This window comes from Paraconexibacter sp. (assembly GCF_059438195.1).
Genome location: NZ_JBLKKY010000028.1, coordinates 20,904 through 36,535 on the forward strand (window position 1 = coordinate 20,904; position 15,632 = coordinate 36,535).

The window sequence follows — 15,632 nt, forward strand, 5'->3', positions numbered from 1 at the left end:
CGGCGCGGTCTCAGCGTCGGGACGTGCGAGGATGCGCCGCGCCGATGAGCGTCGCCGCCCCCTCCCCCGCCGAGCAGACGCCGTCGGGTCAGCGGCGCTTCTCCGGCCAGCTCGCCGAGCCGATCCGCCGCCTCATCCGCGCCGAGACCGGCAGCGCCGCCCTCCTGCTCACCGCGACCGTCGTCGCGCTGCTGTGGGCGAACCTCGGCGGGGACACCTACGACGAGGTGTGGCACACCGAGCTCGCGATCCGACTCGGCGACTCCGAGCTCGTCCTCGACCTGCAGCACTGGGTCAACGACGGGTTGATGGTCCTCTTCTTCTTCGTCATCGGCCTCGAGGTGAAGCGCGAGCTGGTCATGGGCGAGCTCACCGACCGCAGCCGCGCGACCGTCCCGTTCGTCGCCGCGGTCGCCGGCCTCGCCGTGCCGGCCGTCGTCTTCCTCGCGCTCGCGCCCGGCGGCGAGGCCGCGGACGCCTGGGGCGTCGTCATCTCGACGGACACGGCGTTCGTCCTCGGCGTCCTCGCGCTCGTCGGCCCCGCGTGCCCGACGCAGCTGCGGATCTTCCTCCTCACGCTCGCGGTCGCCGACGACGTCGGCGCGCTCACGATCATCGCCCTCTTCTACTCCGAGGACCTCGAGGCGCTCGCGCTCCTCGGCGCGGCCGGCGGTCTCGCGCTCATGGTCGCGATGCGCGCGCTCGGCGTCCGCGGCGGCGGCCCGTACCTCCTCGTCGGGATCGGCGTGTGGTTCGCGATGCACGAGTCGGGGGTCCACCCGACGATCGCGGGCGTCCTCATCGCGCTCGTCGCGCCGACGCACCCGCCGAGCCGCGAGGCGGTCGAGCGCGCGGCGCAGGCGACCCGGGCGTTTCGCCAATCGCCGAACCCCGAGCTCGCGCGCCAGGCGCGCCGCAGCGTCCAGCGGTCGATCTCGGCGAACGAGCGACTGCAGCGCCTGTTCCTGCCGTGGACGAGCTACGTCATCGTCCCGGTCTTCGCCCTCGCGAACGCGGGCGTCCCGCTCGACGCCGACACGATCGACCGCGCGCTCTCCTCGTCGCTCTTCCTCGCGGTGGTCGCGGGTCTCGTCGGCGGCAAGCTCCTCGGCGTCGGCCTCGCGGCGATCACCACGGTGCGGCTCGGGCTCGGGACGCTCGGCCGCGGGCTCGGGTCGACCGAGATCGTCGCGGGCGCCGCGCTCACCGGCATCGGCTTCACGATCTCGCTCTTCATCGTCGACCTCGCGATGGAGGATCCCGCGCTCGCCGAGGAGGCGCGGATGGGCGTCCTCGCCGCCTCGCTGCTCGCGGCGACGCTCGGCTGGGCGCTGTTCGCCGCCGGTCGCCGGCTCGGGCGCGCGCAGGACGCCGAGCCGCGGACGCTCGACCCGCCGGTCGACGCCGTGCGCGACCACGTCCTCGGACCGCTCGACGCGCCGCTCACGCTCGTCGAGTACAGCGACTTCGAGTGCCCGTTCTGCGGGCGGGTGACCGGCGCCGTCGACGAGGTGCGCGCGCACTTCGGCGACCGCCTGCGCTACGTCGTGCGCAACCTGCCGCTCGACGAGGTCCACCCGCACGCCGCCCTCGCCGCCGAGGCCGCGGAGGCCGCCGCGGCGCAGGGGCGCTTCTGGGAGATGCACGACCGGCTGCTCGCCGCCCAGGACGCGCTCGGTCCCGACGACCTCGTCGAGCACGCTCGCGCGCTCGGCCTCGACCTCGACCGCTTCGCCGAGGACCTCCGCACCGGGCGGCACGGCCCGCGCGTGCGCCGCGACGTCGCGAGCGCGGAGTCCAGCGGCGTGCGCGGCACGCCGACGTTCTTCGTCGGCGACGAGCGCTACACGGGCCACACCGACGCGCGCAGCCTCATCGCGGCGCTCGAGGCGAGCGACCGCGGGGGCTGACTTTGCATCTCGACGGCCACCGTTGGCCGTCGAGATGCAAACCGCGGCGGGTGGTCAGGCGACCGCGAAGCGGCCGATCGTCCGCTCGGGGCGGACGCCGGGGAGGTGGTCGCTCAGGAGGCGCCAGTAGTGCAGCTCCTGCTTCGACCGCAGCGGCGGCGTCACCTCGCGGCGGGCCGACTCGTACTCCTCGTCGGAGATCTGCGCGTCGATCGCCTCCTGGAGGACGTCGCGGGCGCCGCTGCCGTCGCCGAACTCGGCCTTGTCGCGCCAGAGGACGCTGTCCGGCAGGCGGCCGTCGAAGGCCTCACGCAGGAGGGCCTTCTCGGGGCGGTCCGGCGCCGGGCGCTTGAGCGCGGCGGGGATCCGCATCGCGAAGTCGATGACCTCGCGGTCGAGGAACGGGACGCGCGCCTCGAGGCCGTGGGCCATCGTCACGCGGTCGCAGCGCTGGAGGTTGAGGTCGTGGAGGCCCTCGATCGTGCGGACGAGCTCGCGGTGGAGCGCGTCGGCGTCGAGGCCGCGCACGTACTCGTAGCCGGCGAAGAGCTCGTCGGCGCCCTCGCCGGTGAGCACGACCTTCACGTGCTCGGCCGTCGCGCGGGCGAGGAAGAAGTTCGGCACCGCCGAGCGGACGAGCCCGGGGTCGAAGTTCTCGATCGTCCGGACGACCTCGGGAAGCGCCTCGAGCGCCTCGTCGGCGTCGTAGAGCGTCTCGTGGTGCTCGGTGTCGAGGAAGCGGGCGACCTCACGAGCGGCGGCGAGGTCGGGCGAGTCGGGCGTGCCGACGGCGAACGTCGGCAGGCGCTCGCCGCGCTCGGCGGCGACCTTCGCCGCGACCGCGGCGACGATCGACGAGTCGAGCCCGCCGGAGAGGAAGACGCCGACGCGGACGTCGCCCATCATCTGCCGGCGCACGCTGCCCTCGAGGACGTCGGCGATCGCGGCGACGACCTCGTCGCGGTGCGTGATCTCGGCCATGACGCCCTCGCGGATCTCCGCCGCGACGGGCGCGGCGAACCGCTGGAGGCCGTGCTCCGGCGTCCACGCGCAGCCGGGCGGGAAGCTCTCCACGCGGGGCAGCCAGCGCTCGTCGAAGGCGCGCATCTCCGAGGCGAAGCGGACCGGGCCCTCGTCGCCCGGGGCGGGCGGCGTCCAGTACAGCGGCTTGATGCCGACCGGGTCGCGCGCCGCGAGGAAGCGCCCGTCCTCGGCGGCGGCGCAGACGGCGAACATGCCCTCGAGGTGCCCGAGCGCCTCCGGGTCCCCCTCGCTGAGGAGGTGGAGGGCGACCTCGTTGTCGGACCGGGTCGCGAAGGGCGCCTCGGAGAGGTGCTCGCGACGGACGTCGGCGTGGTTGTAGATCTCGCCGTTGCCGACGAGGTGGAGGCCGCACTCACCGGGCCCGAGGGGCTGGCGGCCGTTGTCGAGGTCGACGATCGAGAGGCGGCGATGACCGAGCCATGCGTCCCCGATCGTCACCGCCCCGGTGTCGTCCGGTCCGCGGTGCGTGATCCGCTCGAGCATCTGCTCGAGCTCCGCGGCGTCGGGCCTTCCGTACTGGGCGACGATTCCGCACATGTGTTCGACTGTACCCCATAAGTGGGAGATCTACCCCTGGTCTACCACCAGACCGGCGCCTTGACGCCCTGTCGAGCCGTAGGCGTGCGGGCGCCGATCTGCGAGATGGCTGATGATCGCGCGGGCGTCGCTCGCCGCCTGCGCAGGCGCGATCTCCGCGATCGCGGCGCCGCCCTCGGGCCCCGTCTCCGCGAGCGTGATCCCGTGCGGATCGACGATGCGCGAGCGGCCGAGGAACCGCAGCGCGCCCTGCCGTCCCGCGTGGTTCGCCGACACCCACATCACCTGGTTCTCGACGGCACGGGCGACGTCGAGCGCGTCGAACGCGCGCATCTGCCGGTCGTCCTCGATCCGCTCCGCGGGCGCGCGGCGGTCCGCCGGCCACGCGGCCGAGGACACGATGAGATCGGCGCCGTCGAGGGCGAGCGCGCGGGCGGCCTCGGGGAAGCACTTGTCGTAGCAGAGGAGCAGCCCGACCCGGCCGATCGGGGTGTCGAAGGCGGAGAAGCCGTCACCGGGGCTGAAGATGAAGCGCTCGCTCGGCGGCAGGTGCACCTTGCGGTGGACGCCGTGGACGCCGTCGCCGCTGAGGCAGACGAGCGACGAGGAGAGGGCGCCGTCCGGGCCCTCCTCCGTGAGGCCGACGCACAGCACGACGTCCCCCGCGTGCCCGACGAGACGGGCGATCTCCGGACCGTCGAGCGAGAGGGCCGGCGGCAGCTGCGGGGCGAAGCGGTCGTCGACGCCCGGCTCGAGGATGTAGCCGCCGAGCGCGCACTCGGGGAGCACGAGGAGCCCGATCCCCTCGTACCGCGCGCGGCCGAGGAGCATCGCGAGGTCGAAGAGCCCCGCGTCGACGTCGCGCCCGAGAGACGAGGAGACGGCGCAAGCGGTGAGGGGGCCGGAGCGGCTCATCTGCAGGCAATATCGCCCCCCTGCGGCGTGGGCGCCATCGCCCGACGGTCCCTATCGACCACCCGTCGAGTTGTCCACGGTGTCGGTTCCCGCCGCGGCCGCCGCCGCCCTCCCGCGGCGGTGCGCGACGAGGACGCGCCGCCCGAGCTCCGCGCCGACGAGCGACACGGCGACGAGCACGACGACGCCGGCGATCGCGCCCGTCGAGGTGGGGTCGTCGAGCGACGCCCCGATCGCCGTGTAGGAGAAGGCGCGCGGCGCCGCGCCGATCGCCGTCCCCACCGCGATCTGCACGACGGTGATGCCGACGAGCCCGGCGGCGTAGGACATCGGCGCGTCCGGGACGCCCGGCATGAGCCGCTGCGCGACGACGGCCCCCGTGCCGTGCCGGGCGAGGAGCCGCTCGGCGACCGCGAGCCGCTCCCCCGCGATCTCGCGGGCTCCCTCGCGCCCGACGCGCCGCGCGACGAGGAGCGCCGCCGTCGCGCTGAGCACCGCGGCGGCGATCGTGACGACGGTGCCGACCGCGGTGCCGAAGAGGAGCCCCGCGGTCCCGGCGAGCACCGGGCCGGGCACGAGCGCGAGACCGAGGAGCGCGGAGAGGACGACGTACGCCACCGGGGCGATCGGGCCGAACGCGTCGACCCAGTCGCGGACGTCCTCGCGGTCGACGACGTCGGCCCCCCAGAAGAGGACGAACGCCGCGATGAGCACTGCGACGAGGAGGGCGAGCCGCGCCCGCGGCCCGCGGAGCGGAGAGGGGGGGATTCGAACCCCCGATACGGCTCTAAACCGCATACCCACTTAGCAGGCGGGCGCCTTCAGCCACTCGGCCACCTCTCCGGGTTCTCCCCCAGTCTAAGCACTCGCAGCGCGGTCGGCGCGGCCGCCCGACCGATCGACGATCCTTGCGCGGTGACCGCCCGCCGACTCGCGCTGCTCGCCGTCCTCGCCGCCGCCTCGCTCCTCACCGGATGCGGGTCGGAGGACGCCGCCGCCCCGTCCCCGGCGTCATCCGCCGCCTCCGCCTCCGGAGACGTCGGCCTCGTCGACCCCGACAGCGACGAGCCGCCCGTCAACGCCTTCGCCGTGGACGCGTCGACCGGCGAGTACCTCCTCACGACGAACACGGGCTTCTACCGCATCGACCCCGACGCCGGACGCATCCGCGAGGTCGCCTCGCGCGTCGTGACGCCGAGTCGCGAGGCGCCCGTCGGCTCGTTCCTCCACGTCGTCCCGGTCGACGGCGGCCGGCGGCTCCTCGGCTCGGGTCACCCCGACACCTCCGCGCTGCCGGAGTTCCTCGGGCTCCTCTCCTCGACCGACGGCGGCGAGACGTGGGAGGTCGTCTCGCGCCTCGGAGAGTCCGACCTCCACCGGATCATCCAGCGCCACGGGCGCCTCTACGCGTACGACGCGGTGGTCGGCGCGGTCCTCGTCTCCCGCGACGGCGGTCGCACGTTCGACGAGCGCGTGACGCCCCGCAGCCTCGTCATCGACATGGCCGTCCACCCGGACGACCCGGAGACGATCGTCATCTCGACCGAGGACGGCGAGCTGCACCGCTCGACCGACGGCGGCCGCACCTGGAGGGCGCTCGCAGGCGGCGACGGGATGCGCCTCGCCTGGCCGCAGGACGGCCCGCTGCTCGTCGCCCACGCCGACGGCACGATCTCGGCGAGCGACGACGAGGGGCGGTCCTCGCGCGAGGTCGGCTCGGTCGGCGGCGTGCCCGCCCGGCTGCTCGACCGCGGCGACGGGCGCCTCGACCTCGCGCTCGCCGACGGGCGCATCGTCACCTCGACGGACGGCGGCGGCCTCTGGGAGGACGTCGTCACGCCGTGACGGACGCGCGCGGCGTCCGTCGACCGTGCCACCGGACGGTGTTACCCTCGCCCGATGCCGCCGACGGACCCGCCCGCCACCGCGCTGGTCCCGGCGGGCACGAGCGACCTCGTCGCACCCCGCGAGCGCCCCGAGGTCACCCGCCCCGAGGAGCTGCGCGCGATCGGCGACCTCGGCGCCCTCGCCGTCGACGTCTTCACCGAGCGCGTCGCCGAGCTGCACAACGCGGTCTCGACGCGCGCCTTCGAGGCCATCGGCGCCGCCGCCTCGCCCGTGCGCAGCGTCCACGACGCCGTCGCCGGGACGATCTACTCCGGCGTCCGCGAGGCGGGGACCGCCGCCGTCCGCGCCGTCGCGGCGACGGTCGCGCGACTCACCGACGACGACGCCCGCGCGCTCAGCGACACGACGCAGGGCGCCGCGGCCCGGGCCGCCGTCAACGGGCTCCTCGGCGACCAGCTCGAGGCGCAGGGCAGCCCGCTCGCCATCAACCTCGCCGCGCGCCGCCGGGCCCGCGACGTCCCGCCGACCCCCGACGGGCTGCGCGAGGCCTACCCCACGGCGACCCCGCGGCTCGTCGTGTTCCTCCACGGCCTCGGCGAGACGGAGGCGGCCTGGTGGCTGCGGCCGCGCAACCACGGCGTGGGTCCGGTCGTCCCGTTCGCCGAGCGGCTGCGGAGCGACCTCGACTTCACCCCGGTCGACGTGCGCTTCAACAGCGGCCTGCGCATCAGCGAGAACGGCGCGCGACTCGCGACGCTGCTCCACTCGCTCACCGAGTGCTGGCCGTGCGAGGTCGAGGAGGTCGCGCTCATCGGGCACTCGATGGGCGGCCTCGTCGCCCGCGCCGCCGTCCACGTCGCCGACGAGGCGGGGCACCCGTGGGTCGAGCGGGCCGAGCACGTCGTCTGCCTCGGGACGCCGCACCACGGCGCGCCGCTCGAGAAGGGCGTCAACCTCGCCTCGTCCGTCCTGCGGCTCGTTCCCGAGGCGGCGCCGCTCGCCTCCATCCTCGACATGCGGTCGGTGGGCATCAAGGACCTGCGGTTCGGTCACGTCGCCGCCGAGCACTGGCGCGACCGCGACCCGGACGCGCTCCTCACTGACACGCGGACCGCGCTCGCGACGCCGCCCCACGTGTGCATCCACGCGATCGCCGCGACGCTCTGGCCGGGCGTCGCCGGCGGGGCCATGGGTGACCTCCTCGTTCGCCTCGACTCCGCCTCGGGGTCGCACGGGCGCCACGACCTGGGCGTCGCGTCGGAGCACCGCGCGCACCTCCGCGGCCTCTCGCACTTCGACCTGCTCGGCGACCCGCAGGTCTACCGCCTCGTCCGCGACTGGCTCGCGTAGCGGCGGCGGCGGCGACGTCGGCGGACGGGCGCACGCGGCTGCGCTGCCGCGCATCCTTCCCGCGAAGCGAGAACAATGCGCGGCGCGCCGCGTACGCTTGTGCGCGCGACGCCCCGGAGGGGTGGCAGAGCGGTCGAATGCACCGGTCTTGAAAACCGGAGTCCGTCAACGCGGACCGCGGGTTCGAATCCCGCCCCCTCCGCTGCAGCGCGTGCCGGCGCGCCGACCGGGTACCGGACCGGGGACATGCCGCTCCGCCTGCCCCTCCTCGCCCCTCTCGCCGTCGGCCTCGCCCTCGTGCTCGCCGGGTGCGGCGATGACATCGCCGACACGCTCAGCGGCGGCACGGAGACGATCACGATCGAGATCGGGACGGGGCCGAACGCGTCCGGCGACGCGGGCGAGGCGAGGCCGACCCGTCCGGCCGGCGAGCCGCCGCAGGTGCCCGGGGACGAGGACTGCGCGGGCGCGCGCGAGTCGATGACCGCGGAGACGACCGACGCGGCCGAGCGGACGCTCGTCTGCCTCACGAACGCCGTCCGCCGCCGCGAGGGGCTCGCCGAGCTGGCGATCGACGACCGGCTCGCCCGCGCCGCCGCGGACCGCTCGCGGGCGATGGCCGACGAGGACTACTTCGGCCACGACGGCCCCGGCGACAGCAGGGTGACGCGCGCGGTGCGCGACGCGGGCTGGGTCCCGTCCAACGAGAGCTGGCTCGTCGGCGAGAACATCGCGGCCGCCCCGCGCGGCGCGGCGACGCCAGCGCGGATCATGCGCGGCTGGCTCGACAGCCCCTCGCACCGCGAGAACATCCTCAACCCGGCGTTCGCCGAGATCGGCATCGGCGTCGTCGCCGCGATGCCCTCCGACCGTCCGGCGGGAGCGACGATCACCCAGGTCTTCGGCGTCACCGGCGCCGCGGCCCGCGCCGCCCAGACCCGCTGATCAGACGCCACGCCAGTGCGCGATCTCGAGCGCGAGGGCGAGGCCGAGGCGGTCCTCGGTGACCTCGCGCCCGAGGAGCTCCTCGGCACGAGCGACGCGCTGCAGGACCGTGTTGCGATGGACGTGGAGCCGCTCCGCGGCACGCGGCGCGTTGCCCCCCTCGGCGAGGTGGACGCGGACCGTCTCGCGCAGCGTCGCCGCCTGCTCGTCGTCGGCGCCCAGCGCACCGAGGGTCACGGCGACGAAGCGCCCTGCCCGCTCCTCGTCGCGCGTCGCGAGGACGACGGGCTCGACGTCGCGGAAGGCGACGAGCGCCGGCTCCCGCTCGGTCGTCGCCGCGGACTCGGCGACGAGGCGCTGCACCTCGAGCGCCGCCTCGTGGCTGAGGCGGAAGCCGAGCGGGCCCCCCTCGACCGTCCCGGCGGCGACATGCACGCCCGCCGGCGCGGACTCGGCGGCGTCGCGGAGCGCGGCGACGTCGAGCGCGTCCGCGACCGCGCACCACGCCCAGAGCGCGGCGGCCCCGGCGTCGAGGGTGAGCGGCCGCGTGGAGCCCGCGGCGCGGGCGACGGCGAGCGCGGTGCTCTCGAGCGCGCCCTGCGGCACCTCGCCGCCCATCGCCCAGACGACGAGCGCGAGGTGGCGGCGGTCGAGGTCGTACCCGAGGTGCGTGTTCGCCCGCCCGGTGTCGAGCGGCGCGCCGTCGAGGAGGAGGCGCACCGTCTCGCGGCGCCGCGCGAGCGCGCCGCCGAGCAGCTCCTCGCGCTCCTGCTGCACCTGGTCGAGGATGCGCGCGAGCACGGTGTCGACGTAGCCGAAGAGGAGCGCCGAGGATCTCTCGAGGACGGTGACGAGCTCCTCCCGCGAGGCCGCCTCCTCGCTCGCCTTCGCCATCCAGTGCTGCCAGGCGACGTTCTGCGCCCGCCGGTAGGCGCCGAGGAGCGGGCCGAGGTCGAAGCCGCGTCGCACGAGGGTCCGCGCGACGTCGATCGCCTCCGGCGGCGGCTCGGTGGGCGTGCCCGTGGCCGGGTCGTCGCGAGCGCGGTCGAGCAGCGCGACCGCGTTGGCGCGGTTGCTCGCGATCGCCTCGGCGGCGAGGGTGACGTCGGCCCCCAGCTCGGGGTTCGCCTCGAGCGCCGCGAGGTTCATCGCCTCGACGAGCTGCTCGAACTCCTCGTCGCGCAGACGCGCGGCGATGCGCCGGATGACCTCGTCCACGCGCCTCTCGCTGTGCGGCTGCACACCCACGGCGACGAATGCTAGGCGAGCAGCCGTCGATCCTCCAACTGACCGTGCGTACAGTTCCCTTCAACGACCAGTCGCAGAGGAGACCGCATGGCCGAGCACACCACCACCCCCGAGACCGAGCACCTCGACGTCCTCATCGTCGGCGCCGGCCTGTCCGGCATCGGCGCCGCCTGGCACCTGCAGGACCGCTGCCCGACGAAGAGCTACGCGATCCTCGAGGCGCGCGACGCGATCGGCGGCACGTGGGACCTCTTCCGCTACCCGGGCATCCGCTCGGACTCGGACATGTACACGCTCGGCTACCGCTTCAAGCCGTGGACGGGCACGAAGGCGCTCGCCGACGGGCCCGCCATCCGCGAGTACGTCACCGAGACGGCACGCGAGAACGGCATCGACCAGCACATCCGCTTCGGCCACAAGGTGGTCCGCGCCTCTTGGTCGTCCCCCGACGCCCGCTGGACGGTCGAGTGCGAGCGCACCGACACCGGCGAGGCCGTCACGCTCACGGCGAACGTCCTCCTCGGCTGCAGCGGCTACTACAAGTACGACGAGGCGTTCACCCCCGAGTTCCCGGGCCGCGAGCGCTTCCGCGGCGACGTCGTCCACCCCCAGTTCTGGCCCGAGGACCTCGACTTCCAGGGCAAGAAGGTCGTCGTCATCGGGTCGGGCGCGACCGCGGTGACGCTCGTCCCCTCGATGGCCGACGAGGGCGCGGGGCACGTGACGATGCTCCAGCGCTCACCGACGTACATCCTCCCGATCCCCGAGAAGGACCCCGTCGCGCGGCTGCTGGGCCGCCTCCCCGACAAGGTGAGCTACCCGATCATCCGCTGGAAGAACGTCGCGCTCTTCACCGCGAACTACCGCCTCAGCCAGCGCTTCCCGAACGCGATGCGCAAGCTCATCCGCGCGGTGAACAAGAAGATGCTCCCCGAGGGCTACGAGGTCGACACGCACTTCAAGCCGAAGTACGGCCCGTGGGACCAGCGCCTGTGCGTCGTCCCCGACGGCGACCTCTTCCGCTCGATCCGGTCGGGCAAGGCGTCGATCGCGACCGGGAACATCGACACCTTCACCGAGACCGGCGTCCGTCTCCAGGACGGCACCGAGCTCGAGGCCGACGTCATCGTCACCGCGACCGGCTTCCAGCTCGAGCTGTTCGGCGGCGCGGAGTTCGTCGTCGACGGGGAGAAGGTCCACTTCCCCGACACGACGGCCTACAAGGGCATGATGCTCAGCGACATCCCCAACTTCATCTACACGATCGGCTACACGAACATCTCGTGGACGCTGAAGGCCGACCTCGTGAGCGAGTACGCGTGCCGCGTCATCAACCACATGGACGAGACGGGGACCGACATCGCCGTCCCGGTCGTCGACGACCCCGAGATGGAGCGGGGACCGTTCATGGACTTCCAGGCGGGCTACGTCCTGCGGGCGCTCGACGAGCTGCCCAAGCAGGGCTCGGCGGCGCCGTGGAAGCTCAACATGAACTACCCGCTCGACCTCCGCGCGATCCGCCGCGGTGAGCTCGAGGACGGCGGCCTGCGGTTCCGCTCGTCGAAGGCCCTCTCGCGGCCCGAGGAGGAGCGCCCGCTCGCGGCGGCATGACCGCCGCGTAACTCCTCCCGGCCGCTCGCGGGCGCCGCAGGTCCAGCGGCAGGCGAGCTGCAGGGAGCCGATCTGACGTTCCTCACGCCTGGCGTGAGGAACGTCAGGGGCGTCGGGGATCGCGTGCGGCGCGCCAGGACCGCCGGTCGAGGTGAGACGGCGCGCTGCCTCGGGTACCCGCCCCGCGTGGCGACGACGACCGACGACCTGACGACGGAGGCGACGGACGCGACCGATCTCGCGTCGATCGCCGAGCACCACCTCCGGTGCGCCGCACAGCGCGCCGGGCTCGACCCGGGGGCGGCCTCGCTCCTCGTCGAGCCGGAGCGCGCGCTCGAGGTGAGCGTGCGGCTCGAGCGCGACGACGGGTCGATCACCGCCGTCCGCGGCTGGCGCGTCCAGCACTCGACGCTCCGCGGGCCCGGGAAGGGCGGCGTGCGGCTCGCGGCGGACGCGTCCCTCGACGAGGTGCGCGCGCTCGCGCAGCTCATGACCGTGAAGACCGGGCTCGCCGATCTCCCCTTCGGCGGGGCGAAGGGCGCGCTCGCGATCGACCCGTCCGAGCTCTCGCGCACCGAGCTCGAGCGGCTCGTGCGCGGCTACACGAAGGCGGTCGCGCCGCTCGTCGGCGAGGACCTCAACGTCATGGCGCCCGACAGCGGCATCGGCGAGGAGGCGCTCGGGTGGATGGCGGACGTGCTCGCCGAGCGCGGGCCGCTCCGGCCGGCGGCGCTCACCGGGAAGCCGGTCGGCCTCGGCGGGTCGCACGGACGCGAGGCCGCGACCGGCCGGGGCCTCGCCCTCGCGTTCCGCGCCTTCCGCGACGAGGCGGGCCTGCCGGCGACGCCGACCGTCGCCGTCCAGGGGGCGGGGAACGTCGGGCTGTGGGCGGCTCGGCACATCGCCGCCGAGGGCGGCCGCGTCGTCGCCGTGAGCCGTTCGCGCACCGCCGTGCGACGCGACGAGGGCCTCGACGTCGGCGCACTCGCCGCCCATGTCGCCGAGGGCGGGGACCTCGACGACTTCCCCGGCGGCGAGCCTGCCGACCCGGACGTCGTCACCGCCCTCGACGCCGACGTCTTCGTCCCCGCGGCGAAGGAGGGGACGGTGCCCGCCGAGGTCGCCGAGACGCTCGTCGGGAGGACGAAGCTCGTGCTCGAGGGCGCCAACGGCGCGATCACCCCCGCGGCGGACGCGGTCTTCGACGCCGACGGGACGCTCGTCGTGCCCGGCGTCCTCGCGAACGCCGGCGGCGTCGTCGTCTCGGCGTGCGAGCACCGTCAGAGCCTCCTGCGGGAGCAGTGGACCGCCCGCGAGGTCGACGCGCGCCTCTCGGCGACGATGGACCGCGCGAGCGCCACGGTCCGCGATCGCGCCGCGCGCGGCGGGCTCGCCCTCCGCGAGGCGGCGTTCGACCTCGGCGTCGAGCGCGTCCTCGAGGCAGCGCGCCTGCGCGGTCACCCGCTGCGGTAGCCGCCCCGCGGCGCGGCGACGCGCGAGGTGAACGTCCCGTGGAAGGACTGCGGGACGTGGTGGCGCAGATGCCCGACCCACAGCGCGTCCCGGCGCGGGTCGCGCGCGTCGAGCACGAGCAGTCGCGAGCGATGCGCCGCGGGGTCGTAGGCGACGGCGAGCAGCCAGCCGTCGTCCTCCGCGGCGTCCGGCCGGCGAGGGGCGAAGATCGGCTCGCTCACCGCGTGATCGGCGGGCAGCTCGTGCAGGAGCGTGCTGCCGTCGCGGTGGTCCACCTTCGCGATCGCGTTCGCCTCCTCGGCCTCGCCGTGGCGACCCGCGAAGTAGGTGAAGCGGTGCTCGACGCAGCCGCGGCGGGCGTCGACCTGCGGGAACTCGCCGGGGACGTCGGTGAGCGCGTCGCGCAGCACCCGGCCGCGGGCGGTCACCCGGAGCCGGGTGAGCTCGCCGCCGAACGCCCAGTCCGCCGGGCGGCTCGGGTCGGCCGGGTCGTAGGCGCGGAGCCCCTGGCTGAGCGAGGACCAGCTCCGGGTCCAGCGGACGAGATCGACGACGGTGTCCGCCCCGTCCTCGTAGGAGCCGGCGACGTGGAAGTGCAGCAGCGCCTCGGTCTGCACGACCGTCGGCGTCGACCCGTCGCGGGGGACGAGGACGACCGTCGTCCCGCGGTCGGCGTCGAAGCGCAGCGCCCGGTCGAAGGTCGTCCGGCCGAGGAGGACGGACGGGGCCGCCCGCGCGGAGATGCCGAGCGGGTCGAGCACGAAGACGAGGTGCTTCTCGGTGAGCGCGACGTCGTGGTTGAAGACCGGCTCGGGCAGGCGCACGTCGCGGATGTGGTGCATCTCGCCCTCGACGTCGACGCGGTAGCAGCGCAGGCGGGGCCACGGCACGAGCTCGATCCCGAAGTTGAAGAGCTCGCCCGACCGCGGGTCGACCTTCGGGTGCGCCGAGAAGGCCCCGAGCCAGCGCAGTCCCCCGTCGAAGTCGTGCTCCCCCCGCGTCTCGAGCGTGTCGGGATCGAGTGCGTGGGGTCGCCCGCCCTCCCAGAGGGCGAGGAGCTGTCCGGCGTGCAGGACGACGCTCGTGTTCGCGACGTTGGCCGGGAGACGCAGCGCGTTGGCGAGCATCCCGCCCGGCCGCAGCGTCCCGAAGCCGCGCAGCGGCGGCCCCGGCCGGCCGGTCTCCTGAGCCTCGAGGAAGTGGCGGGTGCGGACGTACCGGTTGCGGTACCGCACGGCGCGGCCGTCGAAGGCGAACATCGACAGCAGGCCGTCGCCGTCGAAGAGGTGCCCGAGCGGCTGCCCGCCGACCTCGAGGCGGCCGGGCCCGTTGCGGTAGAGCGTGCCGGTCAACTCGCTCGGCAGCCGGCCCTCCGCCTCGTCGATGACGTAGTCGTGCTCCTCCTCGAGGGCGTCGAAGATGCGGCCGGCGGGGGCGTGCGGCACGGTCGAGGTCATTCTGGTCACAGATGTTGCCAGATCGGACCGTCCACCCGGGACCTACGTCGGATCGCCCCGCCCGGCCCCCCGCGCGACCTCCGTGCAGACGTCGACGCAGTCGCCGACGGTCGAGTACGCGACGCGGTCCGGCGTGTCCGTCGGCCAGTGGTAGTTCGCCGGCACCTTGTAGCGCGTCACCGACCCGAGCACCGCGGTCGGGTAGCCGGCCTTGTGGGAGATGAGGCCGTCGGTCGCGTTGCGGAAGCGCAGCCCGCGGACGAGCTCGACGCCGCGCGTGTCGGCGCAGCGCTGCACGTACTCCTTGATGCCCTCGTCGTACTCGTTCATCGCGAGCATCCCCTCGCCCTCGAGGAGCGTGAGCCGCGGCGAGCCGACCGTGTCGACGCACACGAAGGCCGTGCTGTCCGGCGGCAGCGACGGCGCATGACGGGCGACGAACGCCTGCATCCCCTCCATGAACGACTCCTCGCTGCCGGTGCTCACGAGCAGCACGCGGACGCCGCGGGGCGGATCCGCGCGGAGGGCCCGCGCCACCCCGAGGAGCGTCGCGACGCCGGTGAGGTTGTCGTTCGCCCCCGGGACGACGCCGCGCGAGCCGATCTCCGCCATCGTCGCCGCGGCCCCGAGCGACAGGGCGGCGCCCGCCGCGCGCAGGCGCCGCGAGCCGGTGATCCCCGCGAGCGCGACGAGCCCGGGCCCGCCGATGACGGGATACATGAGAGGCGGCGTGTCGTTGGCGAGCGGGAGCAGCGCCGGGAAGCGGTCGAACACGGCCGGCGCGACGCCGGGATGGAAGAGGAGCGAGGTGTGCGCGGCGTCGTGGTGCGCGGCGACGACGACCGTGCGCGTGCCCTGCGGGTCGCCGGTCCGCGCGACCACGTTCCAGCACGATCGGGTCGGCAGCGCGCGGCGACGGAACCACAGCCGGCCGCCGGTGACGTCGTCGCGGATGCCCGCCACCGCGGCGACGCCCGCCGCCGCCATGAAGGCCCGCCGCCCGCTCAGCGCGGCGAGCCCGGCGGCCGCCGTCATGAGGCCGAGCGGCCACCAGTAGGTGCCGTGCGCGGGCTCCTCCTCGACCGTCGCGTCGCACCCCTCCTCGCGGAGCGCCGCAGCGATCCACTCGGCCGCGCGACGCTCGCCGTCCGACGCGCTGCCGCGCTCGAAGGAGGCGAGATGCTCGATCGCGCCGCGGAGGAGGTCCGCGTCGGGTCGCGCGGCGAAGCGCGTCGCCCCCGCCTCGTCGTCGCCGATGTCGTCCCGGGTGCTCGTCACTGCCTCTCCTGGGTTC

12 protein-coding genes and 2 tRNA genes are annotated in these 15,632 nt (G+C 74.8%); 7 read left to right on the plus strand and 7 right to left on the minus strand.

The features are described 5' to 3' along the window. Positions 1 to 44: 44 nt before the first annotated feature. Positions 45 to 1,910 (plus strand): Na+/H+ antiporter NhaA, encoded by a 1,866-nt coding sequence (nhaA, locus tag ACME2J_RS11245; RefSeq protein ID WP_495545007.1) that lies wholly within the window; start codon positions 45 to 47, stop codon positions 1,908 to 1,910. A 54-nt stretch (positions 1,911 to 1,964) separates the two neighbouring features. Here nhaA and asnB read toward each other — a convergent pair whose 3' ends face one another. The 4 genes from asnB to ACME2J_RS11265 all read right to left on the minus strand — a co-directional run bounded on the left by asnB (position 1,965) and on the right by ACME2J_RS11265 (position 5,249). Next, on the minus strand, positions 1,965 to 3,491 hold the full coding sequence (gene asnB / locus ACME2J_RS11250; RefSeq protein ID WP_495545008.1) for an asparagine synthase B: 1,527 nt from the start codon (positions 3,489 to 3,491) through the stop codon (positions 1,965 to 1,967). 30 nt (positions 3,492 to 3,521) lie between these two features. Beyond that, on the minus strand, positions 3,522 to 4,406 hold the full coding sequence (locus tag ACME2J_RS11255) for a carbon-nitrogen hydrolase family protein (RefSeq protein WP_495545009.1): 885 nt from the start codon (positions 4,404 to 4,406) through the stop codon (positions 3,522 to 3,524). A gap of 51 nt (positions 4,407 to 4,457) precedes the next feature. After that, on the minus strand, positions 4,458 to 5,120 hold the full coding sequence (locus tag ACME2J_RS11260; RefSeq protein ID WP_495545010.1) for a TVP38/TMEM64 family protein: 663 nt from the start codon (positions 5,118 to 5,120) through the stop codon (positions 4,458 to 4,460). A 39-nt stretch (positions 5,121 to 5,159) separates the two neighbouring features. Next, positions 5,160 to 5,249 (minus strand) — tRNA-Ser (locus ACME2J_RS11265). Positions 5,250 to 5,321: 72 nt separating this feature from the next. Between ACME2J_RS11265 and ACME2J_RS11270 the strand changes: the two genes are divergently transcribed. The 4 genes from ACME2J_RS11270 to ACME2J_RS11285 all read left to right on the plus strand — a co-directional run bounded on the left by ACME2J_RS11270 (position 5,322) and on the right by ACME2J_RS11285 (position 8,549). Beyond that, positions 5,322 to 6,251: a WD40/YVTN/BNR-like repeat-containing protein gene (locus ACME2J_RS11270; RefSeq protein WP_495545011.1), complete on the plus strand. Its 930-nt coding sequence runs from the start codon at positions 5,322 to 5,324 to the stop codon at positions 6,249 to 6,251. Between the two features lie 54 nt (positions 6,252 to 6,305). Further along, positions 6,306 to 7,604, plus strand: coding sequence for an esterase/lipase family protein (locus tag ACME2J_RS11275; protein ID WP_495545012.1), 1,299 nt, complete (start codon positions 6,306 to 6,308; stop codon positions 7,602 to 7,604). A gap of 115 nt (positions 7,605 to 7,719) precedes the next feature. Further along, positions 7,720 to 7,806 (plus strand) — tRNA-Ser (locus tag ACME2J_RS11280). A gap of 44 nt (positions 7,807 to 7,850) precedes the next feature. Then, positions 7,851 to 8,549, plus strand: coding sequence for a CAP domain-containing protein (locus ACME2J_RS11285; RefSeq protein ID WP_495545013.1), 699 nt, complete (start codon positions 7,851 to 7,853; stop codon positions 8,547 to 8,549). Here the strand turns inward: ACME2J_RS11285 and ACME2J_RS11290 are convergent, their stop codons facing one another. Further along, on the minus strand, positions 8,550 to 9,797 hold the full coding sequence (locus ACME2J_RS11290) for a PucR family transcriptional regulator (RefSeq protein ID WP_495545014.1): 1,248 nt from the start codon (positions 9,795 to 9,797) through the stop codon (positions 8,550 to 8,552). 87 nt (positions 9,798 to 9,884) lie between these two features. Here ACME2J_RS11290 and ACME2J_RS11295 point away from each other — a divergent pair, with 87 nt between their 5' ends. Further along, complete coding sequence (locus ACME2J_RS11295; protein ID WP_495545015.1) at positions 9,885 to 11,408, plus strand: flavin-containing monooxygenase; 1,524 nt, start codon at positions 9,885 to 9,887, stop codon at positions 11,406 to 11,408. Positions 11,409 to 11,594: 186 nt separating this feature from the next. Beyond that, positions 11,595 to 12,881 carry a Glu/Leu/Phe/Val family dehydrogenase gene (locus ACME2J_RS11300; protein WP_495545016.1) on the plus strand — a complete coding sequence of 429 codons (1,287 nt, stop codon included), beginning with the start codon at positions 11,595 to 11,597 and terminating at the stop codon, positions 12,879 to 12,881. On the opposite strand, the gene ACME2J_RS11305 is transcribed toward ACME2J_RS11300, so the two are convergent. Together ACME2J_RS11305 and ACME2J_RS11310 are read right to left on the minus strand one after the other, a co-directional pair. Beyond that, on the minus strand, positions 12,866 to 14,326 hold the full coding sequence (locus ACME2J_RS11305; protein WP_495545017.1) for a carotenoid oxygenase family protein: 1,461 nt from the start codon (positions 14,324 to 14,326) through the stop codon (positions 12,866 to 12,868). The two genes, ACME2J_RS11300 and ACME2J_RS11305, sit on opposite strands and share 16 nt — an antisense overlap. 54 nt (positions 14,327 to 14,380) lie before the next feature. After that, positions 14,381 to 15,616, minus strand: coding sequence for a M28 family metallopeptidase (locus ACME2J_RS11310; protein ID WP_495545018.1), 1,236 nt, complete (start codon positions 15,614 to 15,616; stop codon positions 14,381 to 14,383). Between the last annotated feature and the right edge of the window lie 16 nt (positions 15,617 to 15,632).

Bases quoted from the DNA above. Each gene is read 5' to 3' on its own strand.
- nhaA (WP_495545007.1), top strand. From the start codon at position 45: ATGAGCGTCGCCGCCCCCTCCCCCGCCGAGCAGACGCCGTCGGGTCAG.
- asnB (WP_495545008.1), bottom strand. From the start codon at position 3,491: ATGTGCGGAATCGTCGCCCAGTACGGAAGGCCCGACGCCGCGGAGCTC.
- ACME2J_RS11255 (WP_495545009.1), bottom strand. From the start codon at position 4,406: ATGAGCCGCTCCGGCCCCCTCACCGCTTGCGCCGTCTCCTCGTCTCTC.
- ACME2J_RS11275 (WP_495545012.1), top strand. From the start codon at position 6,306: ATGCCGCCGACGGACCCGCCCGCCACCGCGCTGGTCCCGGCGGGCACG.
- ACME2J_RS11285 (WP_495545013.1), top strand. From the start codon at position 7,851: ATGCCGCTCCGCCTGCCCCTCCTCGCCCCTCTCGCCGTCGGCCTCGCC.
- ACME2J_RS11295 (WP_495545015.1), top strand. From the start codon at position 9,885: ATGGCCGAGCACACCACCACCCCCGAGACCGAGCACCTCGACGTCCTC.